Origin of the sequence: Paraburkholderia phymatum (assembly GCF_038900715.1) — a bacterium.
In the GTDB taxonomy this organism is placed as follows: domain Bacteria; phylum Pseudomonadota; class Gammaproteobacteria; order Burkholderiales; family Burkholderiaceae; genus Paraburkholderia; species Paraburkholderia phymatum_A.
Map to the genome: position 1 here is coordinate 177228 of NZ_JAYMRZ010000016.1, position 21941 is coordinate 199168.

A 21941-nucleotide genomic window follows, 5' to 3' on the forward strand; every position below is an offset into this window, starting at 1 on the left:
TCCAGCCGCTATAGCCGGATCAGCACCGCGCCGAGCGTGACGAGCGTACACGCGACGATACGGCGTGCCGTCAGCCTTTCGTGCATGAACGAAAAGCCGATCAGCACAGCGAAAATCGAACTGAGCTCGCGCAACGCCGACACCATCGCGATGGGCAGATAGCGGTACGCCTCGATGATCAGGCAATACGCGCTCAGCGCGATCACGCCCGAGAGCATCCCTTTGACCATCGTCTCGCGCGACGTGAAGAGTCCCTTCGCGCCGCCGCGCCAATACCAGACGAGCAGGAACTGCGGCACGTTCCACAGCAGATAGACCCACATGATGTAGCTCATGCCGTTGCCCGCGACGCGCGCGCCGATGCCGTCGACAACCGAGTACGACGCAATGAAGAGGCCCGTCAGCAGCGCGTAGGGCACGCTCTCGCCGGAAAAGCGCATGTCGCGGCGAAACGCCAGCGACACGATGCCGAGCGACACCAGCGCGACGCCCGTCGCCGCGAGCGGCTTCAGCGACTCGTGCGCGAACACGAGCGCGCCGGCGAACACGAGCAGCGGCGAGAGCCCGCGCGCAATCGGATAGATCTGCCCGAAATCGCCGCTGCGATACGCGCGGATCAGCGCGAGGCAATAGCCGAATTCGAGCACGACGGACGCCGCGATATACGGCCACGCGCCAGGCGCGGGCAGCGGCAGCACGGCCACGCCGATCGCGCTGACGGCGACATACGGAATCGACATCATGCCGAGCAGCCAGATACGGTCTTCGGCGAGGCGCAGGAACGCGTTCCAGCTCGCGTGGAGCATCGCGGACAACAGGACGAGCAGAACGATGAGGGTATCCATCGAAGGAAAAAGAGGGGACGGCAAAAGAGTGATTATTCCGTAGTCGGGCGGTTTATTGCGGCTTTTTGTGCAAACGGGAGGGGATTTGTGGAAATTGCGCGGGCGGCGTGCTAGCGCGCCGAACCCACGCTCAAGCCCGTGCCGAAAGGAGAGAACCAAAGAAAACGCGGCGCTTGCGCGGGCACCGATCGAGGCCCGCGCAAGCGCCGCGTCCGGCCGACGCGCCGCGAATGCTCAGATCACGTGCTCGCGCAGCTTGGCCGACAGCAGATCGATCACCGTCACGACGACGATCACCATCAGCATGACGGCTGCCGTCTGCGCGTAGTTGAACGAGCGGATCGACTCGTACAGCACGACGCCGATGCCGCCCGCGCCGACCATGCCGACCACCATCGCCGAGCGCACGTTCGATTCGAAGCGGTACAGCGCATACGAAATCCACAGCGGCAGCACCTGCGGCAGCACGCCATAGATGATCTCGTCGAGGCTCGTCGCGCCCGTCGCGCGCACGCCTTCGGCGGGACGCGGGTCGATCGCTTCGACGGCTTCGGCGAAGAGCTTCGCGAGCACGCCCGTCGTGTGTACCCACAGCGCCAGCACGCCCGCAAACGGCCCGAGCCCGACCGCGACGATGAACAGCATCGCGAACACCATTTCGTTGATCGCGCGGCACGCGTCCATCATGCGGCGCACGGGCTGCACGACCCACGCGGGCGCCATGTTGTGCGCGGACAGCAGGCCGAACGGCACCGCGCACACGAGCGACAGTGCGGTGCCCCACACCGCGACGGCGAGCGTCACCATCATTTCGTGCAGGTACGTGCGCCAGTCGCTGAAGTCGGGTGGAAAGAAGTCCCGCGCGAACTGGCCCATGTTGCCCGAATCGGTCAGCAGATCGAGCGGGCGCATGTCGGCGGGATGCCACGACAGGCCCAGCACGGCGATCAAGGCAATCCAGCCGACGAGCGATGTCCAGCTGCGCTTGCCCGCCGCGGCAACCGTCGCCTTCGACGGCTGCGCGGACGAAGTGGTCGAGCGGTCGGCGCTCAGGTCGGCTGCGTTCATTGCTTTTGTGCTGCGCTGAGTGCGGAGAGCTTTGCGTCGATCGCGGCCGTCTGCGTCTTGCGGTCCGCGTCGGACAGCGACGTGTCGGCTTCGATCTTCTGCTTCTGCTGGAACAGCGCGACCTGGCGAACGGGCGCGAGCTGCGCATCCGTCGACGGCGCGAAGCCGCTATAGCCGAAGATGTTCGCCAGCACGGCCTTTTCGTGCGCGTCGGTCTTGCCGTAGTTGTAGAAGAACTTGCGCACCTTTTCCTTCGTCGCGTCCGGCAGATCCTTGCGATACACGAGCGGGTCCGACGGAATCAGCGGCGATTTCCACAGCACGCGCACCTGCGCGAACTGCTCGGGGTGGTGCTTCTTCAGCGAGTCGATCTGCTCGGTGTTGTTCGTCGCGATGTCGACCTTGTTGTTCACGACGGCGAGCAGGTTCGCTTCGTGGCTTGCGGGCATCACCGTCTTGAAGCCCGTGCGCACGTTCACGTTGTTCTTCGCGAACAGGTAGTAGCCGGGGATCAGCGTGCCCGACGTCGAGTTCGGATCGCCGAAGCCGAGCGTCACGTCCTTCGTGTTCTTGAACACGTCGTCGAGCGTCTTGAAGCGGCTGTTCACGTTCGTGATCAGCAGCGAGTAGTAGCCGGCCTCGCCGTTCGCATACGTCGTCTTCGCGAACACTTCGCCGTTCGAGCGGTCGACGGCTTCCATCGCCGATGCGTTGCCGAGATACGCGACCTGCACCTTGTTGAAACGCATGCCTTCGATGATGCCCGCGTAGTCGGTCGCGAAGAACGCCTTGACGTTCAGCCCCGTCTGCTTGTTCATGTCGTCGATGAGCGGCTGCCAGCGTTGCTTGAGCACCGACGATGAATCGGTCGAGATGATGCCGAGGTTCAGATCTTCAGCGTGAGCGGCGAAGCTGGCGAATGCCGACACGGCCGCGACGCCGACGAGCAGAGAGCGCAAAAATTTCATGAGTTTCTGATCCAGGTGAGTGAGTCGGATACTGCGTTGCTGTTGTAAAGGAAGCGATCAGGCGGAACGCGCTGCATCGAACGGTATGACGCGCGCGCGGGACGTCGTGCCTTGCGTGCTGTCGGCGGCGGGATTGTCTTCGAGCAACTCGCGCGCGTCGTCGCCATACAGCTTTTGCAAGAGCGCGGGCGTGAGCGCAGACGAAGGCCCGTCATAGACGACCTTGCCGCGCCGCATCGCGATCGTGCGCTTGCAGTACTGCATCGCGATATCGACCTGATGCAGCGACACCAGCACCGTCAACTGGTGCTCGATGTTCAGCGTGCGCAGCATGTCCATCACGCGGCGCGACGACTCGGGGTCGAGCGATGCGATCGGCTCGTCGGCGAGAATGATGCGCGCCTGCTGCACGAGCGTGCGCGCCAGCGCCGCGCGCTGCTGCTGCCCGCCCGACAGATTCGACGCGCGTTCGCGCGCATGCTCGCCGATGCCGACCTCATTGAGCGCCGACATCGACAGCTCGCGCTCGCCGCGCGGAAAGGCGCCCGTGAGCCGGCGCCACAACGGCAGCCGCGCGAGCGCGCCAATCAGCACGTTGGCTTCGACGCTCAGCCTGTTCACGAGATTGAACTGCTGAAACACGAAGCCGATGTCGCGGCGAATGCTGCGCACCTCGCGCACGATGCGGCCGTTCTGCTGGATCGGGCGGCCGAGTATCGAAATCTGCGAAGGCTGCGCATCCGATGCCGTGAAGCCGGCGATGTGACGCAGCAATGTCGATTTGCCCGAGCCGGACGCGCCGATCAACGCGACCATTTCGCCTTGTTCGACCCGCAGGTCGATTTCGTCGAGCGCCTTGCGACCATTGCTGAAAGTCTTGCTCAGACGTTCGATGCGGATTGCGTCCATGTGTGTCCTGTCGATGACTCCGGTGCTTTGCCGGAATGTGGGACATTCTAGAAAGCGTGTATGACGGTTGAGTGAAGGCGTCGCAACATCTAGACGACTATATCTTTTCGGCAGGAGCCCAAAAACGGCGAGAAAAGCGCTGCAATGTGTCACTCATATGACATGCGCGGCGCGATCGATCGCCTGTCATCCATTGGCAAGCTCTAACCGCTATAGTTGGGGCATCAGCGCGTGAGCCGTCTCCAATAACCCAACCACAACGGGCGCCGCCCATGCCACACGCTCTCAGCTTTCTGCCCGATACGTTCACGGAGTACGAAGATCTGAAGGCGATACTCGACGTCGGCAGCGGCAGCTTCGAGATTCATACCGTTTGCGAAACGCACGTTCACGGCAGGACCTTTGCCGTGCACACCGCGAGCATCGGCTCGCGCGATCCGCGGGCGCCCGCAATCGGCTTTTTCGGCGGCATCCACGGGCTCGAACGGATCGGCACGCAACTCGTCCTCGACTACATGCGCGCGCTGCTCGGGCGGCTCGAATGGGACGAGCTGCTCGTGCGCCAGCTTCAATCGATCCGCCTCATCTTCATGCCGATCGTCAACCCCGGTGGCATGTGGGCCGCGACGCGCGCGAATCCGAACGGCGTCGACCTGATGCGCAACGCGCCGCAGGACGCCGAGGAGCGCGTGCCCTGGCTCGCGGGCGGGCAACGGGTCGGTTCGTGGCTGCCGTGGTATCGCGGGCGGCGCGGCTCGCCGATGGAGGTGGAGGCGGAGGCGCTGCTGCGCGTCGTCGAAGAAGACCTCGCGGCGCGGCCGCTGTCGTTCGCGCTCGATTGCCATTCGGGCTACGGCTGGACCGACAGCATCTGGTTTCCGTACGCGAAGACGCGCCGCGCGATGGCGCATCTGCCGGAGATGTACGCGCTCAAGACGATGTTCGAGCGCGCGCATCCGCATCACGGCTACATCTTCGAGCCGCAGAGCCATCAATACCTGCTGCACGGCGACCTGTGGGACTGGGCCTACGACCGCACGCCGCCGCCCAACATCTTTCTGCCGATGACGCTCGAACTCGGCTCGTGGCTGTGGATCAAGAAGAATCCGCGGCAGATCTTTTCGCGGCAGGGGATGTTCAATCCCGTGAAAGCGCATCGCACCGCGCGCGTGTTGCGGCGTCACGCGAACCTGCTCGATTTCCTGACGCGCGCCGCGTATGCGCCGCAGCGCTGGCTGCCGCAAGGCCACCGCCGCGACGAGCTGCTCGATCACGCGATCGATCACTGGTACAAGTCCGAGCGCAAATGAACACGTGGATCCTGCTGCGTGGCCTGACACGCGAAGCGAGGCACTGGGGCGTGCTGCCCGATGCGTTGCGCGAGGGACTGGACGGCATCGCTGGCGACGCGCCGGCGGGGGAAAGCCCGCGCGAGCGCGTGCTCACGATCGACCTGCCCGGCAACGGCGGATACGCGCAGTTGCGCGCGCCGCTGCGCGTGGCGGAAATGGTCGATTTCGTGCGCGCCGTCGCGCGCGAACGCGGCGGGCCGGGGCCGTACTGCGTGCTGGCGATGTCGCTGGGCGGCATGGTCGCGACCTGCTGGGCGCAGCGGCATCCTGGCGAAATCGCGCGGCTCGTGCTGATCAACACCAGCATGCGGCCGTTCAGCCGCTTCGACGAAAGGTTGCGTCCCCAGGCGTGGCCGGAGTTCTTGCGCGCTGCGTGGCACTGGGATGCGCCGTCCGTCGCCGAGGCCGTGATTCATCGTCTGACCTGCAACAACGGCGAGACGCGCGCCGCCGACCTGAAAACGTGGACGGACATTCGCACGAGCGCGCCCGTGAGCCGCGCGAACGCGCTGCGCCAGCTGCTGGCGGCGGCGCGCTTCAGCGCGGGAAAGCGGCGGCCCGAGTGCGCGACGCTCGTGCTGTCGTCGCGAGAGGATGGGCTCGTCGATCCCGTGTGCTCGGCATCGCTGGCGGCGGCGTGGGGCGCGGATCACTGGATGCATCCGTGGGCCGGCCACGACCTGCCGCACGACGACCCCGCCTGGACCGTCGAGCGCATTCGCGCCTGGCTCGTGCAGACAGCGGGGTGTGATGAAAATGCAGAGCATTCGATTAGCCGCTCAATGCGGCCGTGAAATCCGCAATAGGGCTTTTATACGCATTCGATGATACGCATTCGATGCACGCTTTAAAGCGAATCTAAAAGCCTAATGCATCGATGCTGGTGACGCCAATAAGAAGAACCCCAGGCCATGTTCGTCAGGTAACGGAACAAAGCGTTTTTATCCGTTTCCAAAGGGCTTTGCAGCGCTTCTATGCCGTGGATTCGACACGCTTCTGTCACAGCCGCAAGCAAGCGTGTTCGATGTCGCTCGATGTGCGCGCGCACAATCGGTTTCGACCCGACGGGTGCATAATGCGCTTCTATCGATGCAGTCGATTGTCGCCCATTGCGGAGGACGTCATGCAAGCGAAGAACGAAGAAGCCGTTGTACATCTGCTCAACGATGTCGTCGAGTTCGCAAGAGGGCGATTGCCCGAACCGGCGTTCACAGCCGTCGAGCCACTTCTGCGCCGCTATTACGACTTCGCGGATGCAGACGATCTGCAAAGCCGCGGCATCGCGGATCTGTACGGCGCCGCGATGGCGCACTGGCAAACCGCGCAGCGCTTCGTGCCAGGCAGCGAACGCCTGCGCGTCTACAACCCGATACTCGAGCAGCACGGCTGGCACTCCGATCACACGGTGATCGAGATCGTCAACGACGACATGCCGTTCCTCGTCGATTCCGTCGCGATGGCCGTCAACCGGCTCGGCCTTTCGCTGCATTCGGTGCTGCACCCGGTGTTTCGCATCTGGCGCGGCAGCGACGGCGGCATCGAACGCGTCGCGCCGGGAGGCGCTTCTTCTTCCGACGACGGCCGCTCGCAACTCGCGTCGTTCATACATTTCGAAGTGGATCGCTGCGGCGATGCCGCAAAGCTCGACGCATTGCGCAACGACATCGCCAAGGTGCTCGGCGATGTGCGCGCCGCTGTCGAAGACTGGCCGAAGATCGTCGAGATCGCGCGCGCGACGATCAAGGACATGGCCGTGCGCGAAACGAGTCCGGAAGGCGTCGAAGCGCGCGCGTTTCTCGAATGGATGGTCGCGGACCACTTCACGTTTCTGGGCCAGCGCGACTACGAACTCATCACGGACGACGGCCAGTACGGCTTGCGCGGCGTGGCGGGCTCGGGCTTCGGCATTCTGCGCGAGTCGATGCGGCCGCAGGGCGGCTCCGATGTGACGCCGTTGCCGCCCGCCGCCGCCGACATCATCTCCGGCGCCTTCCCTATCTTTCTGACCAAGGCCAATTCGCGCGCGACGGTGCATCGTCCGGGCTATCTCGACTATGTCGGCGTGAAGCTCGTCGGGCCGGACGGCAAGATTTCGGGCGAACGCCGGTTCATCGGGCTGTACACGTCGACGGCCTATACCGCGTCGGCGTCGGAGATTCCGATCGTGCGCCGCAAATGCGCGAACATCGTGCGGCGCGCGGGCTTTCTGCCGAAAGGGCATCTCGGCAAATCGCTCGTGACCGTGCTGGAGACGTACCCGCGCGACGAGCTTTTCCAGGCCGACGAAAACCAGCTCTACGACACCGCGATCGGCGTGCTGCGCTTGCAGGAGCATCAGCGCACGCGGATGTTCGTGCGGCGCGACCGCTTCGACCGTTTCGTGTCGTGCCTCGTGTTCGTGCCGCGCGACAAGTACAACACCGATCTGCGCCGGCGCATCGCGAGGCTGCTGATGGCCGCGTTCAACGGCACCAACGCCGAGTTCACGCCGCTCTTGTCCGAGTCGACGCTCGCGCGCATTCACTTCGTCGTGCATGCGGAGCCGGGCGCGATGCCCGACGTCGATACGCGCGAACTCGAAGCGCGGCTCATCCAGGTGGCGCGCCGCTGGCAGGACGATCTCGCTGACGCATTGCTCGACGCGTTCGGCGAAGAGCAGGGCAACCGCCTGTTGCAGCAGTACGGCGATTCGTTTCCCGCCGGCTATCGCGACGACTATCCGGCGCGCACGGCTGTACGCGACATCGAGCTGATCGAGCGCGTGCAGGGCACCGAGCATCTCGCGATGAACCTGTACCGTCCCATCGAATCGGGGCCGCGCTCATTCCGCTTCAAGGTGTATCGCGTCGGCGAGCCGATCGCGCTGTCGCGCAGCCTGCCGATGCTCGAGCATCTCGGCGTGCGCGTCGATGAAGAGCGGCCTTATCTGATCCAGGTGCAGGGCGCCGCGCCCGCGTGGATTCACGACTTCGGCCTGGAACTCGCCGACGACACGGAGTTCGATATCGAGCGCGCGAAGGACCTGTTCGAAGATGCATTCGAGCGCGTATGGACAGGCGACATCGAGAACGACAACTTCAATCGCCTCGTGCTGCGCGCGCAATTGAGCGCGCGCGAAGTGACGATCTTGCGCGCATATGCGAAGTACTTGCGGCAGGTCGGCTCGACGTTCAGCGACGCGTATATCGAGCGCGCATTGACGGGCAATCCGGCCATCGCGCGCATGCTGGTCGAACTGTTCGTCGCGCGCTCAGAACCGGCGACGGGCGCGACGCGCGACGCGCGCATCGACAAGATGCTGCAAACGATCGAAGCCGCGCTGGACCAGGTGCCCAATCTCGACGAGGACCGCATCCTGCGCCAGTTCCTCGGCGTAATCAACGCGACGCAGCGCACGAACTACTATCGGCGCGACGCGGTCGGGAAGCCTCGTCCGTATCTGTCGTTCAAGTTCGATCCGGCGAAGGTGCCGGGCCTGCCCGAGCCCAAGCCGATGTTCGAAATCTGGGTGTACTCGCCGCGCGTCGAAGGCGTGCATCTGCGCGGCGGACGCGTCGCGCGCGGCGGCTTGCGCTGGTCCGACCGGCGTGAAGATTTCCGTACCGAAGTACTCGGTCTGATGAAGGCGCAGATGGTGAAGAACGTCGTGATCGTGCCTGTCGGATCGAAGGGCGGCTTCGTCGTGAAGAACCCGCCGCCGCCGACCGATCGCGAAGCGTGGATGCGCGAAGGCGTCGCGTGCTACCAGACGTTCCTGCGCGGCCTGCTCGATCTCACCGACAATCTGTCGGCCGGCGCGATCGTGCCGCCGCCCGATATCGTGCGGCACGATCCCGACGATCCGTATCTCGTCGTCGCCGCCGACAAGGGCACGGCCACGTTCTCCGATTACGCGAACGCGATTTCGCAGGAGTACGGTTTCTGGCTCGACGATGCGTTCGCGTCGGGCGGCTCGGTCGGCTACGACCACAAGAAGATGGGCATCACCGCGCGCGGCGCGTGGGAATCGGTGAAGCGCCATTTCCGCGAAATGGGCGTCGATACGCAATCGACCGATTTCACGGTGGTCGGCGTCGGCGACATGTCGGGCGACGTGTTCGGCAACGGCACGCTGCTGTCGCCGCACATCCGCCTCATTGCCGCGTTCGATCACCGGCACATCTTTCTCGATCCGAATCCCGATCCTGCCGCGAGCTTCGCCGAGCGCGCGCGTCTGTTCGCACTGGAACGCTCGAGCTGGGCCGACTATGACCCGTCGCTGATCTCGGCGGGCGGCGGCGTGTTCGCGCGCAGCGCAAAGACGATCCCGCTTTCGGCCGCCGTGCAATCGATGCTCGGCATCACCGTCGCCGCGCTGGCGCCGACTGAACTGATACGCGCGATCCTTCATGCGCCCGTCGATCTTCTGTACAACGGCGGCATCGGCACCTACGTGAAGGCGAGCCGCGAAACGCATGCGCAGGTCGGGGACAAGACCAACGACGCAGTGCGCGTGAACGGTAGCGATCTGCGCTGCAAGGTGGTCGCGGAAGGCGGCAACCTCGGCCTCACGCAACTGGGGCGCATCGAATTCGCGCAGCACGGCGGCCGCGTGAATACGGATGCGATCGACAATTCGGCGGGCGTCGATTGCTCCGACCACGAAGTGAACATCAAGATTCTGCTCGGCCTCGTGGTCGCGGACGGCGAGATGACGGAGAAGCAGCGCAATGCGCTGCTCGCGGAAATGACAGAGGAAGTCGGCCTGCTCGTGTTGCAGGACAACTACTATCAGACCCAGGCGTTGTCGATTGCAGGGCGCTACGCCGCCGAGATGCTCGAGGCCGAAACGCGGATGATGCGTTACCTCGAACGCAACGGCCGCCTGAATCGCGTGATCGAGTTCCTGCCCACCGACGATGAAATCAACGAACGTCATGCGGCGAAACAGGGTCTGACGTCGCCCGAGCGCGCGGTGCTGCTCGCGTACAGCAAGATGTGGCTCTACGATGCGCTGCTCGAATCCGATGTGCCCGAAGATCCCCTCGTCGCGGACATGCTCGTCGATTACTTTCCGAAGCCGCTGCGTCAGCGCTTCGGCGAGCCGATGCGGCGCCATCCGTTGCGCCGCGAAATTCTCGCGACGCATCTGACGAACGCGCTGATCAACCGCGTCGGCCCCGCGTTCGTGCTGCGGATGATGGAAGAAGCCGATGTGAGTCCCGGCGACATCGTGCGCGCGTGCATCGTCGCGCGCGACATCTTCGATCTGAACGACGTGTGGCGCAACATCGACGCGCTCGACAACCGCGTCGCCGACGACGTGCAGGCGCGCATGTTCGTCGAGATCACGAAGCTGCTGGAGCGCGCGGCGCTGTGGATTCTGCGTCATCTGAAGTCGGGCGACGTGAAGGATGCGAGCGTGACCGACCTGATTACGCGCTGCCGCGATGCCGCGCAACGTCTCGCGCCGCAACTGCCGATGCTGCTGCCCGCAGCGGATATCGAAGCGTTGTCCGAGCGCCAGCACGTGCTCGTCGATGCGGGCGTCGACAGCGAGCTTGCCGTGCGCGTGGCGAGCGGCGACATTCCCGCCGCGTTGCTCGACATCGCCGAAGTCGCATCGGCGACGCAGCGCGGTATCGAGCTCGTGGCAGGCGTGTATTTCGCGTTGGGCACGCAGCTGAACTACGGCTGGATCGGCGAACGCGCGGCGGAGCTGCCGACGCCGGCGAACTGGGACGTGATCGCGCGCGCGGGCGCGCTGGCCGAACTCGGGCGCCTGAAGCGCGCGCTGACGACGGGCGCGCTCGCCGAAACGCCCGATGCGAACGACGCGCAAGCCATCGTCGACGCATGGCGCAGCAAGCGTGAAGCCGTGCTCGGACGCTACGCGCAGCTGCTGACGGAGCTGCGCGCGGCAGGCGGCGCGAGTCTGTCGATGCTGCTCGTCGTGGTCGGCGCGATGGCGACGCTCGAACGCCATTGAAGCAGGGAAGAGCGGCGCGCCCGATGACGGCGCGCGCCGCCGCGCATGCCGCGGCGGCCTGTGCCCGTGCGCCCTGTTCGGCAGCGATGCGGCGGATTGCCCGATAATAGTCGTTACCGACAATCCTTCGCTAAACGACCATGACCGAATCCGCTGCTACTTCCAATGTTGCGTCCAATGCACCGCGTCTGACGAGCCTGTCGCATGGCGGCGGCTGCGGGTGCAAGATCGCGCCCGGCGTGCTGTCCGATCTGTTGAAGCGCAACTTGCCGATGCCGTCGTTTCCCGACCTGCTGGTGGGCACGGAAACGGCTGACGACGCGGCCGTCTATCGCCTGAACGACGAGCAGGCGATCATCGCCACCACCGATTTCTTCATGCCGATCGTCGACGATCCGTACGATTTCGGCCGCATCGCCGCCACCAACGCGCTCTCCGACGTCTACGCGATGGGCGGCAAGCCGATCCTCGCGCTTGCGCTCGTGGGCATGCCGATCAACGTGTTGCCGCACGACGTGATCGCGGCCGTGCTGCGCGGCGGCGAGGACGTCTGCGCGCAGGCGGGCATTCCCGTCGCGGGCGGCCATTCGATCGATTCCGTCGAGCCGATCTACGGTCTCGCCGCGCTCGGCGTCGTGCATCCGAAGCGCGTGAAGCGCAATGCGTCGGCGCAGGCCGGCGACGTGCTGGTGCTCGGCAAGCCGCTCGGCGTGGGCGTGCTATCGGCGGCGCTCAAGAAGAATCAGCTCGACGAAGCGGGCTACGCCGCGATGATCGCCGCGACGACGAAGCTCAATCGCCCAGGCGCCGAACTTGCCGCGCTCGACGGCGTTCACGCGATGACGGACGTGACGGGCTTCGGCCTGCTCGGCCATGCGCTCGAACTCGCGCGCGGCGCGAAACTGACGGCGCGCGTGCGCTACGCCGATCTGCCGTGGATCGCGGGCGTCGATGCGCTCGCCGCCGCGGGCACGTTCACGGGCGCATCGGGCCGCAACTGGGCTTCGTATGGCGAAGACGTGCGTCTCGCCGACAGCCTGCCCGCTACGGCACGCACGTTGCTCACCGATCCGCAGACGTCGGGCGGCCTGCTCGTGTCGTGCTCGCCGTCCGTCGTCGATGACGTGCTCGCGCTCTTCCGCGCCGACGGTTTCGATCGCGCGGCCGTGATCGGCGAACTGCACGATGGCGCGTCGCGCATTGAAGTCGTCTGATCCTGCGTCGCTCCCCTTGCATCACGACAACACGAAGAGCCTATGAAAGAAGAATCACCGAAGGCCATTTTTTACGCGCTCGCGGCGAACATCGGCATTGCGCTGTGCAAGTTCGCCGCAGCAGCATTCACGGGCTCGGGCTCGATGTTCGCCGAAGCGATTCACTCGACGGCCGATTGCGGCAATCAGGTGCTGCTGCTGTTCGGCCTGAAGCAGGCGCGCCGGCCGGCCAGCATGTTGCATCCGCTCGGCGCGGGACGCGCGATCTACTTCTACTCGCTGATCGTCGCGTTGCTGCTGTTCTTCGTCGGCGGTGTGTTTTCCGTCTATGAAGGCGCGCATCGGCTCGTTGCGCGCGAGCCGCTGTCGCATGCGTATATCGCGCTCGGCGTGCTGGGCGTGTCGGTCGTGCTCGAAGCGTTTTCGCTGATGGGCGCGCTCAAGGAAATCCGCAAGACGAATCCCGACAAGTCGATGTGGCGATGGTTTCGCGAGACGCGCGAGTCGGAGCTGCTCGTCGTCACGGGTGAGGACGTCGCCGCGCTGCTCGGTCTCGCGATCGCCTTCGCCGCTGTGCTTGCGACGATGATGACGGGCAATCCCGCGTATGACGCATGGGGCTCGATCGGCGTCGGCGTGCTGCTGATGGTGATCGCGTTCCTCGTTGCGCGCGAAGTGAAGTCGATGATCATCGGCGAATCCGCGAGCCCGGAAGTGCGGCGCGCGATCGAAGCGCATCTGCGCACGCGCAAGGAGATTCGCAGCATCATCAATCTGATCACGCTGCAATGGGGCAAACACGTGGTGGTCGCGGTGCAGGCGGAGATGATCGATTACGAAAGCGGCCGTGCAATGGTCGATGCGATCAATATCGTCGAAGCAGATCTTCAAGAGAAGTTTCCGCAGGTGCGGTGGGTGTTTTTCGAGCCGGATGTGCCGAGAGTGCGCACCGAGGCTTCGCTTGATTAGAGCTTGATGATTTATTAAATTCGCCTTTCTTTTATGCGTAATAGCTATTCAATTCGCTAATTCGGAAATCGGCTAATGGAAAACAATTGAATGCCTTCTATACTTAGCTCCGCCCTTTTCCGCGAGGGCATGCATTCCATTCCCAATCGACGAATACGCATAAAGGAAGGATTTGTCATGGTGACTCGCACGGCTGGAGCTTTAACGGTATTGGCATTGGCCGCATGCTCGGCCATTTCGCCTCTCGCGAACGCGCAGGATGACGACGGCTTCTCTCAAGGCAATGGCGAGTCGAAAGGCCGTCCCGTCAAGGTGATGATCATTTCGATGTTCGGGCCGGAAGGGCAGGTGTGGCTCGACAAGCTGGGCCCGTGGCAAGACATTTCCGTCGCGGGTCTATCGCCCGATTATCCCGTCATTCATTGCAACAAGCAGGATATCTGCGTGATGACGACGGGCATGGGTCACGCGAATGCCGCTGCATCGACGATGGCGCTCGCGTTCTCATCGCGCTTCGATTTGCGGCATACGTATTTCATGGTCGCGGGCATTGCAGGTATCGATCCGATTCGGGGCACGGTCGGCTCGGCGGCATGGGCCAAATACCTTGTCGATTTCGGCATTCAATGGGAAATAGACGGGCGCGAAATTCCTCCAGGCTGGAATACAGGTTATCTCGGCATCAATACGAAAAGCCCGACAGACAAGCCGCCGCTCGATTACAGAACGGAAGTGTTCCAGTTGAATCCGCGACTCGCCGATACGGCTTTTGCGCTGTCGCGTAGCGTGGTGCTTTCGGACAATCCGCAAGCACAGGCGGCGCGCGCCAAATACAATTACGCGCCCGCCAATCGCCCGCCCACTGTCATTCAGTGCGACACGCTTGCGGGCGATACGTGGTGGTCGGGCACGAAGCTAGGCGAACGCGCGCGCGAATGGACGAAGATTCTCACGGACGGCAAGGGCGTCTACTGCACGACGCAGCAGGAAGACAACGCAACGTATGAAGCGCTGAAACGCGCGGCGAGTGCGCATCGTGTCGATCTCAATCGCGTCGCCGTGTTGCGCGCGGGCTCGGATTTCGATCGTCCATACGATGGCCAGACGAGCGCGGACAATCTGCTCAACTACGCTGCGCAAGGCGGCTTCAACATTGCACTCGAGAACCTGTATCGCGCGGGTAATCCGCTCGTGCAGGATATCGTTTCGCATTGGGGCGAATGGCGCGATGGCGTGCCGCAACGCTAGCGGCAAAAACGCGAGGCAGCAAATCCGTATCTGTAAGCGCAAAGCGCTCAATCGTTTAAAGCGATTGAGCGCTTTGCTTTTGCGCAGTGCTTTTGTGCACGCTTACCGTGCACTGTAGGCAACTCAATGTGCGCGATAAGGCGTCCACACGGGAATGTCCGTGTTCCAGTTATCGAGTTCTGACGGGCTCATGATCGGCTCCTGGAATTAAAACGAAGATTGGGCTTATTCGCCGCGAGCGACGCGCACGCTGCGCTGTTCGTCGTTCTGCACGGCGAGTCGCTCCGCTTGCGTGCGGCCAACGAGGCCTTGTTCCGGATATGAGGTCTTGTTCAACGAGGGCAGCGTGCCGTCGCGATACGCGTCCGTCAGTTCCGCGCGAACTTCAGCGCGCGACTTCTGCGCCGATGCGCTCTCCGTATGTTGCCACCACTGATCGTTGTACGAACCCGCGCGGCCGATGCCGCCGCCGCCTTGAGCGAATGCCGGTGCGCTGACGAGCAGCGAGAGAACGAGACCTGCCAGTAGATTGCGCTTCATGATTCACTCCTATCGGTTCAATTGCTGCGCCTCGATAGGCGCCGCGACAGGGTGAAATGTAGGCTTTGACGTGCGGGCGATAAACCCGACTTTCGTGAAATGAATTGTCGTGATTTCGGAACAATCGCGGCGCGAAGCCGCGATCGTCCTTTTAGACAAAGGCCGCGCGGATCAGGCGACCCACTCCGACATGACGGGTGTTTTGAGGTCCGGCGCGGATTCTTTCTGCTCGAACGTGCGCTGCGAGCAGGTCTTGTCGAGGCTCGCACGGCCGCTCAGCAGCGGACAACGGTCGAACAGCTCCGCAATCCAGTCGACGAATACACGCACCTTCGACGACAGATGCCGGCTATGCGGATACACGACGGAAATCGGCATCGGCAGCGGTTTCAGATCGGGCAGCACTTCGACCAGCTGGCCCGAGCGCAGATGCGGCAGCACCATGAAGAGCGGCGGTTGGATCAGGCCGAAACCTTCGAGCCCGCACGTCACGTAAGCGTCCGCATCATTCACGGACACGAGGCTCTTCATTTTCACTTCGACTTCTTTGCCGTCGACGAGGAACGACCAGTCCATAATGCGGCCCGTGCGGCTCGAAAAATAATTGACGGCCTTGTGGTGTTCGAGATCTTCGATCGTCTGCGGAATGCCCGCGCGCTCCACATACGCGGGTGCAGCGCACGACACGCCTTCGAATAACCCTATTCGCCGTGCGACCAAAGACGAATCCTGCAGCGCGCCGACGCGCACCACGCAATCGACGCCTTCCTGCAACAGATCGACAGGGCGATCCGACAAGCCGAGTTGCAGATCGATGTCCGGGTACTTCGTGTGGAATTCGCACAACGCGGGAATGACGAGCAAACGTCCGATCGATCCCGGCATATCGATGCGCAGCTTGCCGCTCGGCTTTTTATTGCCGCTCTGGAAACTCGCTTCCGTCTCTTCGACGTCGGCAAGAATGCGCACGCAGCGCTCGTAATACGCGGCGCCATCGGGCGTCAGCGACAGACGGCGCGTCGTACGGTGCAACAGGCGCGTGCCGAGAAAAGCTTCGAGATTCTGGATGATCGTCGTGACGGAAGCGCGTGGCAGATCGAGCGTTTCCGCAGCCCGGGTGAAGCTGTTCGTATCGACGACCCGGGTGAACACTTGCATGGCCTGAAGCCGGTCCATTGCAAACCTCCGAAAGAGCCGGAGCACTGGTGAAGCATCCGCTTTAGTTGGCTGATGGCGCCGAATAAAGCCTTTCGATTGTTCAGGTGCACCGAATTGTGTTGCCGGATTATAGGCATTTATTTGGAAGTCTGCTGGACCCACAATTCGCACCATTCGATAGTTTCGCGCATTGCGCTGTTCGACATGGATGCATTCAACCCGCGCCACACCTTTGTCCCGCCGGCCGCGAGCCTGGCGGAAAACGCTGCGTCGCTCGATGTCACCGACGTGCAGATAGAAGGCTACGCGCAGGACATCACATTGCGCCTCTACCGGCGGGCCGCGGCAAAAAATGGCTTGCCGATCCTGCTCTATTTCCACGGCGGCGGTTTCGTGCGCGGTTCGCTCGAAGAAGCCGATTACGCCGCGCGTTATTTCGCGCAGCACACGCCCGCACTCGTCGTGTCGGTCGGCTATTCGCTCGCGCCGCAGTTTCCGTTTCCCGCCGCGCCCGAAGATGCACATCGCGCGGCGCTGTGGGTGCAGACACGCGCACGAGCGTTCGGCGGCAACACGAAAAAGATCGGCGTCGCGGGTCACGATGCGGGCGGCTCGCTTGCGAATTGCCTTGCGTTCATCGGCCGCGATCGCGGCGATGTGCGCATCGATGCGCAGGCGCTGTTCGGCCCGATGCTCGACCCGAGTCTCACGCGTCTTGGCGACGAGAAGCGCTTGAGCTCGGACATCACCGCGAGCGAATGCGCGGCGTGTTATCGCGCGTATCTGCCGCAAGCGGCGCAGCGCATGCATCCGTATGCGGCGCCTCTCGAATCGGTGCGGCTCAAGGGCTTGCCCGCGACGCTGATCGCGACCGCGCAAAACGACGTGCTGCACGTCGAGGCGGAGAAGTACGCGAGCAACCTGATCGAGGCGGGCGTGCAGACGCAGGTGGTGCGCTATCCGAGTGTGTCGCACGCGGCGCTCGCCAACCATTCGCCGGCGCTGCTCGAGGCCGTTCGATTCTTCCAGTGGCGCTTCGACGAGCGCTCACTCCGATAAACAAACTTCTCAACTAAATTCCGGAGTCTGACATGTCTGTTTTTCCTCTCTCGCGTTCGAAGCTGGCGCTCGCCGCGCTGGCCGTCATCGTGATCGCGGGGCTCGGCACATTCGGCGCGATTCGCGTCGATGCGCGCGCGCCCGCGCAATCCGCGGCGACGATCGTCCCCGAAGTCGATGTCGCCACTGTCGTGCAGAAGACCATCACCGACTGGCAAACCTATTCGGGTCGTCTTCAGGCCGTCGAACGAGTCGACGTGCGGCCGCTCGTGTCGGGCACGATCGTGTCCGTGAACTTTCAGGACGGCGCGCTCGTGAAAAAGGGCGACGTGCTGTTCGTAATCGATCCGCGCCCGTATCAGGCGGAAGTCGATCGCGCGGCGGCGCAGCTCGCGGCCGCGCAATCGCGCGCGGGCTACGCGCAAAGCGATTGGGAGCGCGCGCAGCGACTGATCGGCGATAGCGCGATTGCAAAGCGCGATTACGACGAGAAGCAGAACGGCGCGCGCGAAGCGAACGCGAACGTCAAGGCGGCGCAAGCGGCGCTCGAAGCTGCGCAGATCAATCTCGGGTACACGAAGATCGTCGCGCCCGTCGCGGGCCGCGTGTCGCGCGCGGAAATCACGGTCGGCAACGTCGTGAACGCGGGCGCGAATGCCGCACCGCTCACGACGCTCGTGTCCGTGTCGCCGATCTACGCGGAGTTCGACGCCGACGAGCAGACGTATCTGCGCTACATCAGCCAGGTGAAGAACGACAGCAAGGTGCCCGTCGAACTGGGCCTCGCGAACGAAACAGGCTATTCGCGCAAGGGCACGATCGAATCCGTCGACAACCGGCTGGATACGTCGTCGGGCACGATCCGCGTACGTGCGCGTTTCGACAACGGCGACGGCTCGCTGGTGCCGGGCCTGTATGCGCGTGTGAAAGTGGGCGGCAGCGTGCCGCATTCGGCGTTGCTGATCGACGATGCCGCCGTCGGTACGGACCAGGACAAGAAGTTCGTGTTCGTCGTCGACAAGGACGAGCACGTTGCGTATCGCGAAGTGCAGATCGGCGATCTGCAAGGCAATCTGCGCGTCGTGAAGAGCGGCTTGCAGCCGGGCGACCGCATCGTCGTGAACGGCACGCAGCGCGTTCGACCAGGTGCGCAGGTTCGCGCACACATGGTGGCGATGGGCAACGGCGACGCGGACAGCGCATCCGTTGCCGACGACGCGAAGGCAGAAAAGGACGCGCAGCTCGACGCAACGAAGCAGAAGCACACCGAACCGCAAGCGCAATCGACGACGCAATCGACCACGCAATCGACCACGCAATCGACTACGCAAACGCAGGCGCAATCGCAGCCGCGCGCGAAGGCGCACAAGGCGTCGTGAGCGCCAGTCAGTCGACGCAATTATTCGATGCATGCGTAGAAAGCCGTAGGCGCTCCAACATCAAGAGCTTCACATGAACATATCCAAATTCTTCATCGACCGGCCCATCTTTGCTGGTGTCCTATCGGTCGTGATCCTGCTCGCGGGTATGATCGCGCTGTTCCAGCTGCCGATCTCCGAGTACCCGGAAGTGGTGCCGCCTTCCGTGGTGGTGCATGCGCAGTATCCGGGCGCGAACCCGAAGGTGATCGCAGAAGCCGTCGCATCACCGCTCGAAGAGCAGATCAACGGCGTAGAAAACATGCTGTACATGCAGTCGCAGGCGAATAGCGACGGCAATCTCACGCTGACGGTCACGTTCAAGCTCGGCACGAACCCGGACCTCGCGACGCAACTCGTGCAGAACCGCGTGAACCAGGCATTGCCGCGTCTGCCGGAAGACGTGCAGCGTCTCGGCGTGACGACGATCAAGAGTTCGCCGACGCTGACGATGGTCGTCCACCTGATTTCGCCGAACGACCGCTACGACATGACGTATCTGCGCAACTACGCGCTGCTCAACGTGAAGGACCGCCTCGAGCGGATCAAGGGCGTGGGCGAGGTGCAGTTGTGGGGCGCGGGCGACTATTCGATGCGCGTGTGGCTCGATCCACAGAAGGTCGCACAGCGCAATCTGACGGCAATGGAAGTCGTCAACGCGATTCGCGAGCAGAACATTCAGGTCGCGGCGGGCGTGATCGGCGCGTCGCCTTCGGTGCCGGGCACGCCGCTGCAATTGTCCGTCAATGCGCGCGGCCGTCTGAGGACGGAAGGCGAGTTCGGGGACATCGTCGTGAAGACCGCACCCGATGGCGCCGTCACGTATCTGCGCGACATCGCACGCATCGAACTTGCTGCTTCGGAATATGGGTTGCGCTCGCTGCTCGACAACAAGCCGGCCGTGGCAATGGCGATCAACCAGTCGCCGGGCGCGAACTCGCTGCAGATTTCCGACGAAGTCCGCAAGACGATGAAGGAGCTGCACGAGGACTTCCCGGCGGGCGTCGAGTACAAGATCGTCTATGACCCGACGCAGTTCGTGCGCTCGAGTATCGAAGCCGTCGTGCATACGCTGCTCGAAGCGATTGCGCTCGTCGTGATCGTCGTGATCGTTTTCCTGCAAACATGGCGCGCGTCGATCATTCCGTTGATCGCGGTGCCTGTGTCGATCGTCGGCACGTTCTCGCTGCTGCTCGCGTTCGGCTTCTCGATCAACGCGCTGTCGCTGTTCGGGATGGTGCTCGCGATCGGTATCGTGGTCGACGATGCGATCGTGGTCGTGGAGAACGTCGAGCGCAACATCGAGCGCGGGCTCAGCGCGCGCGATGCGACCTATAAGGCGATGCAGGAAGTGAGCGGGCCGATCATCGCGATCGCGCTCACGCTCGTCGCCGTGTTCGTGCCGCTTGCGTTCATGAGCGGTCTGACGGGCCAGTTCTACAAGCAGTTCGCGATGACGATCGCCATTTCGACGGTGATCTCCGCGTTCAATTCGCTGACGCTGTCGCCTGCGTTGTCGGCGATGCTGCTGCGCGGCCACGGCGAGAAAGAGGACATCGTCACGCGTGTGATGAACCGCGTGCTGGGACGCTTCTTCAACGCGTTCAACAAGGTCTTCCATCGCGGCTCGGACAGCTACGGACGCGGCGTGAACGGCGTGCTCAAGCGCAAGGGCGCGATGCTCGTCGTCTATGCGGTGCTGCTCGGCCTGACGGTCCTCGTGTCGCGCATCGTGCCCGGCGGCTTCGTGCCGGCGCAGGACAAGGAGTATCTGATCGCGTTCGCGCAACTGCCGAACGGCGCTTCGCTCGACCGCACCGAGAAGGTGATCCGCGACATGAGCGCGATTGCGCTCAAGCAGCCTGGCGTCGAAAGCGCCGTGGCGTTCCCGGGGCTTTCGGTGAACGGCTTCACGAACAGTTCGAGCGCGGGCATCGTGTTCGTCACGCTCAAGCCGTTCGATCATCGCAAGGGCAAGGCGCTGTCGGCGGGCGCGATTGCGGGCGCATTGAACCAGCAATACGGCGCGATCAAGGACTCGTTCGTCGCGGTGTTCCCGCCGCCGCCCGTGCTCGGTCTCGGTACGCTGGGCGGCTTCAAGATGCAGCTCGAGGACCACGGCGCGCTCGGCTATGCAGAGTTGAACAAGGCGACGGAAGCGTTCATCAAGAAAGCCTCGGCGACACCCGAGCTTGGCCCGACGTTCTCGAGCTATCAGATCAACGTGCCGCAACTGAACGTCGATCTCGACCGCGTGAAGGCGAAGCAACTGGGCGTGCCCGTGACGGATGTGTTCAACACGATGCAGGTGTATCTCGGCTCGCTGTATGTGAACGACTTCAACCGCTTCGGCCGCGTGTACCAGGTGCGCGTGCAGGCGGATGCGCCGTTCCGTCAACGCGCCGACGACATCCTGCAACTGAAGACGCGCAACGTGAATGGCGAGATGGTGCCGTTGTCGTCGCTCGTCACGGTGACGCCGACGTATGGCCCCGAAATGGTCGTGCGCTACAACGGCTATACGGCCGCCGACATCAACGGCGGTCCGGCACCGGGCTTCTCGTCGGGTGAAGCGCAGGCGGCCGCCGAGCGCATCGCCGCACAAGTGCTGCCGAAGGGCGTGAAGTTCGAATGGACCGACCTCACGTACCAGCAGATTCTCGCGGGCAATGCGGGGCTGTGGGTGTTCCCGATCAGCGTGCTGCTGGTGTTCCTTGTGCTCGCCGCGCTGTACGAGAGCCTGACGCTGCCGCTCGCGGTGATCCTGATCGTGCCGATGAGCGTGCTGTCCGCGCTCACCGGCGTGTGGCTCACGCAGGGCGACAACAACATCTTCACGCAGATCGGCTTGATGGTGCTCGTGGGGCTTGCATCGAAGAACGCGATCCTGATCGTCGAGTTCGCACGTGAGCTTGAGCACGACGGGCGCACGCCGATGGCAGCCGCGATCGAAGCGAGCCGCATGCGTCTGCGTCCGATTCTGATGACGTCGATCGCGTTCATCATGGGCGTGGTGCCGCTGGTCCTGTCGAGCGGGGCGGGTTCGGAAATGCGTCACGCGATGGGCGTGGCCGTGTTCTTCGGGATGCTCGGTGTGACGCTCTTCGGCTTGATGCTGACGCCCGTGTTCTACGTGGTGCTGCGTACATTGGCGGGCGGCAAGATTCACGTCGCGCAAAAGGACTCGCCGCATCTCGTCGCGCATACGACGGATGCATGACGGAG

General features: G+C 63.5%; 15 protein-coding genes. 9 read left to right on the forward strand and 6 right to left on the reverse strand.

Annotated elements, in window-relative coordinates:
- Positions 1 to 8 precede the first annotated feature (8 nt).
- The 4 genes from VSR68_RS26995 to phnC all read right to left on the reverse strand — a co-directional run bounded on the left by VSR68_RS26995 (position 9) and on the right by phnC (position 3790).
- Complete coding sequence (locus VSR68_RS26995; RefSeq protein ID WP_342942757.1) at positions 9 to 845, reverse strand: DMT family transporter; 837 nt, start codon at positions 843 to 845, stop codon at positions 9 to 11.
- A 234-nt stretch (positions 846 to 1079) separates the two neighbouring features.
- Positions 1080 to 1913, reverse strand: coding sequence for a phosphonate ABC transporter, permease protein PhnE (phnE, locus tag VSR68_RS27000; RefSeq protein WP_342942758.1), 834 nt, complete (start codon positions 1911 to 1913; stop codon positions 1080 to 1082).
- The gene (gene phnD / locus VSR68_RS27005) at positions 1910 to 2881 is read right to left on the reverse strand and encodes a phosphonate ABC transporter substrate-binding protein (RefSeq protein ID WP_342942759.1); all 972 of its coding nucleotides are present in this window, start codon (positions 2879 to 2881) and stop codon (positions 1910 to 1912) included. Before phnD ends, phnE begins: the two co-directional genes overlap by 4 nt.
- 57 nt (positions 2882 to 2938) lie before the next feature.
- Positions 2939 to 3790: a phosphonate ABC transporter ATP-binding protein gene (gene phnC, locus VSR68_RS27010; RefSeq protein ID WP_342942760.1), complete on the reverse strand. Its 852-nt coding sequence runs from the start codon at positions 3788 to 3790 to the stop codon at positions 2939 to 2941.
- A 272-nt stretch (positions 3791 to 4062) separates the two neighbouring features.
- Between phnC and VSR68_RS27015 the strand changes: the two genes are divergently transcribed.
- The 6 genes from VSR68_RS27015 to VSR68_RS27040 all read left to right on the forward strand — a co-directional run bounded on the left by VSR68_RS27015 (position 4063) and on the right by VSR68_RS27040 (position 14541).
- Positions 4063 to 5100, forward strand: coding sequence for a M14 family zinc carboxypeptidase (locus VSR68_RS27015; protein ID WP_342942761.1), 1038 nt, complete (start codon positions 4063 to 4065; stop codon positions 5098 to 5100).
- Complete coding sequence (locus VSR68_RS27020) at positions 5097 to 5936, forward strand: alpha/beta hydrolase (RefSeq protein WP_342942762.1); 840 nt, start codon at positions 5097 to 5099, stop codon at positions 5934 to 5936. Before VSR68_RS27015 ends, VSR68_RS27020 begins: the two co-directional genes overlap by 4 nt.
- Before the next feature lie 329 nt (positions 5937 to 6265).
- Positions 6266 to 11110 carry an NAD-glutamate dehydrogenase gene (locus VSR68_RS27025; protein ID WP_342942763.1) on the forward strand — a complete coding sequence of 1615 codons (4845 nt, stop codon included), beginning with the start codon at positions 6266 to 6268 and terminating at the stop codon, positions 11108 to 11110.
- Between the two features lie 140 nt (positions 11111 to 11250).
- Positions 11251 to 12324: a selenide, water dikinase SelD gene (gene selD, locus VSR68_RS27030; RefSeq protein ID WP_342942764.1), complete on the forward strand. Its 1074-nt coding sequence runs from the start codon at positions 11251 to 11253 to the stop codon at positions 12322 to 12324.
- Between the two features lie 42 nt (positions 12325 to 12366).
- A complete protein-coding gene (locus tag VSR68_RS27035) occupies positions 12367 to 13293 on the forward strand; it encodes a cation diffusion facilitator family transporter (protein ID WP_342942765.1) in 927 nt (308 codons plus the stop codon).
- Positions 13294 to 13470: 177 nt separating this feature from the next.
- On the forward strand, positions 13471 to 14541 hold the full coding sequence (locus VSR68_RS27040; RefSeq protein ID WP_342942766.1) for a purine nucleoside permease: 1071 nt from the start codon (positions 13471 to 13473) through the stop codon (positions 14539 to 14541).
- Between the two features lie 225 nt (positions 14542 to 14766).
- On the opposite strand, the gene VSR68_RS27045 is transcribed toward VSR68_RS27040, so the two are convergent.
- Positions 14767 to 15081, reverse strand: a complete 315-nt coding sequence (locus tag VSR68_RS27045; protein WP_342942767.1) for a DUF4148 domain-containing protein — start codon at positions 15079 to 15081, stop codon at positions 14767 to 14769.
- 171 nt (positions 15082 to 15252) lie between these two features.
- Positions 15253 to 16257, reverse strand: coding sequence for a LysR family transcriptional regulator (locus tag VSR68_RS27050; RefSeq protein ID WP_342942768.1), 1005 nt, complete (start codon positions 16255 to 16257; stop codon positions 15253 to 15255).
- A 186-nt stretch (positions 16258 to 16443) separates the two neighbouring features.
- Here VSR68_RS27050 and VSR68_RS27055 point away from each other — a divergent pair, with 186 nt between their 5' ends.
- The 3 genes from VSR68_RS27055 to VSR68_RS27065 all read left to right on the forward strand — a co-directional run bounded on the left by VSR68_RS27055 (position 16444) and on the right by VSR68_RS27065 (position 21936).
- A complete protein-coding gene (locus tag VSR68_RS27055) occupies positions 16444 to 17298 on the forward strand; it encodes an alpha/beta hydrolase (RefSeq protein ID WP_342942769.1) in 855 nt (284 codons plus the stop codon).
- Between the two features lie 32 nt (positions 17299 to 17330).
- Positions 17331 to 18677 (forward strand): efflux RND transporter periplasmic adaptor subunit, encoded by a 1347-nt coding sequence (locus VSR68_RS27060; RefSeq protein WP_342942770.1) that lies wholly within the window; start codon positions 17331 to 17333, stop codon positions 18675 to 18677.
- Between the two features lie 73 nt (positions 18678 to 18750).
- The gene (locus VSR68_RS27065; RefSeq protein WP_342942771.1) at positions 18751 to 21936 is read left to right on the forward strand and encodes an efflux RND transporter permease subunit; all 3186 of its coding nucleotides are present in this window, start codon (positions 18751 to 18753) and stop codon (positions 21934 to 21936) included.
- Positions 21937 to 21941 lie beyond the last annotated feature (5 nt).

Bases quoted from the DNA above. Each gene is read 5' to 3' on its own strand.
- selD (WP_342942764.1), top strand. From the start codon at position 11,251: ATGACCGAATCCGCTGCTACTTCCAATGTTGCGTCCAATGCACCGCGT.
- phnE (WP_342942758.1), bottom strand. From the start codon at position 1,913: ATGAACGCAGCCGACCTGAGCGCCGACCGCTCGACCACTTCGTCCGCG.
- VSR68_RS27025 (WP_342942763.1), top strand. From the start codon at position 6,266: ATGCAAGCGAAGAACGAAGAAGCCGTTGTACATCTGCTCAACGATGTC.
- VSR68_RS27060 (WP_342942770.1), top strand. From the start codon at position 17,331: ATGTCTGTTTTTCCTCTCTCGCGTTCGAAGCTGGCGCTCGCCGCGCTG.
- VSR68_RS27055 (WP_342942769.1), top strand. From the start codon at position 16,444: ATGGATGCATTCAACCCGCGCCACACCTTTGTCCCGCCGGCCGCGAGC.
- VSR68_RS27020 (WP_342942762.1), top strand. From the start codon at position 5,097: ATGAACACGTGGATCCTGCTGCGTGGCCTGACACGCGAAGCGAGGCAC.
- VSR68_RS27045 (WP_342942767.1), bottom strand. From the start codon at position 15,081: ATGAAGCGCAATCTACTGGCAGGTCTCGTTCTCTCGCTGCTCGTCAGC.
- phnC (WP_342942760.1), bottom strand. From the start codon at position 3,790: ATGGACGCAATCCGCATCGAACGTCTGAGCAAGACTTTCAGCAATGGT.
- VSR68_RS27035 (WP_342942765.1), top strand. From the start codon at position 12,367: ATGAAAGAAGAATCACCGAAGGCCATTTTTTACGCGCTCGCGGCGAAC.
- VSR68_RS27050 (WP_342942768.1), bottom strand. From the start codon at position 16,257: ATGGACCGGCTTCAGGCCATGCAAGTGTTCACCCGGGTCGTCGATACG.
- VSR68_RS27040 (WP_342942766.1), top strand. From the start codon at position 13,471: ATGGTGACTCGCACGGCTGGAGCTTTAACGGTATTGGCATTGGCCGCA.
- VSR68_RS27065 (WP_342942771.1), top strand. From the start codon at position 18,751: ATGAACATATCCAAATTCTTCATCGACCGGCCCATCTTTGCTGGTGTC.
- phnD (WP_342942759.1), bottom strand. From the start codon at position 2,881: ATGAAATTTTTGCGCTCTCTGCTCGTCGGCGTCGCGGCCGTGTCGGCA.
- VSR68_RS26995 (WP_342942757.1), bottom strand. From the start codon at position 845: ATGGATACCCTCATCGTTCTGCTCGTCCTGTTGTCCGCGATGCTCCAC.
- VSR68_RS27015 (WP_342942761.1), top strand. From the start codon at position 4,063: ATGCCACACGCTCTCAGCTTTCTGCCCGATACGTTCACGGAGTACGAA.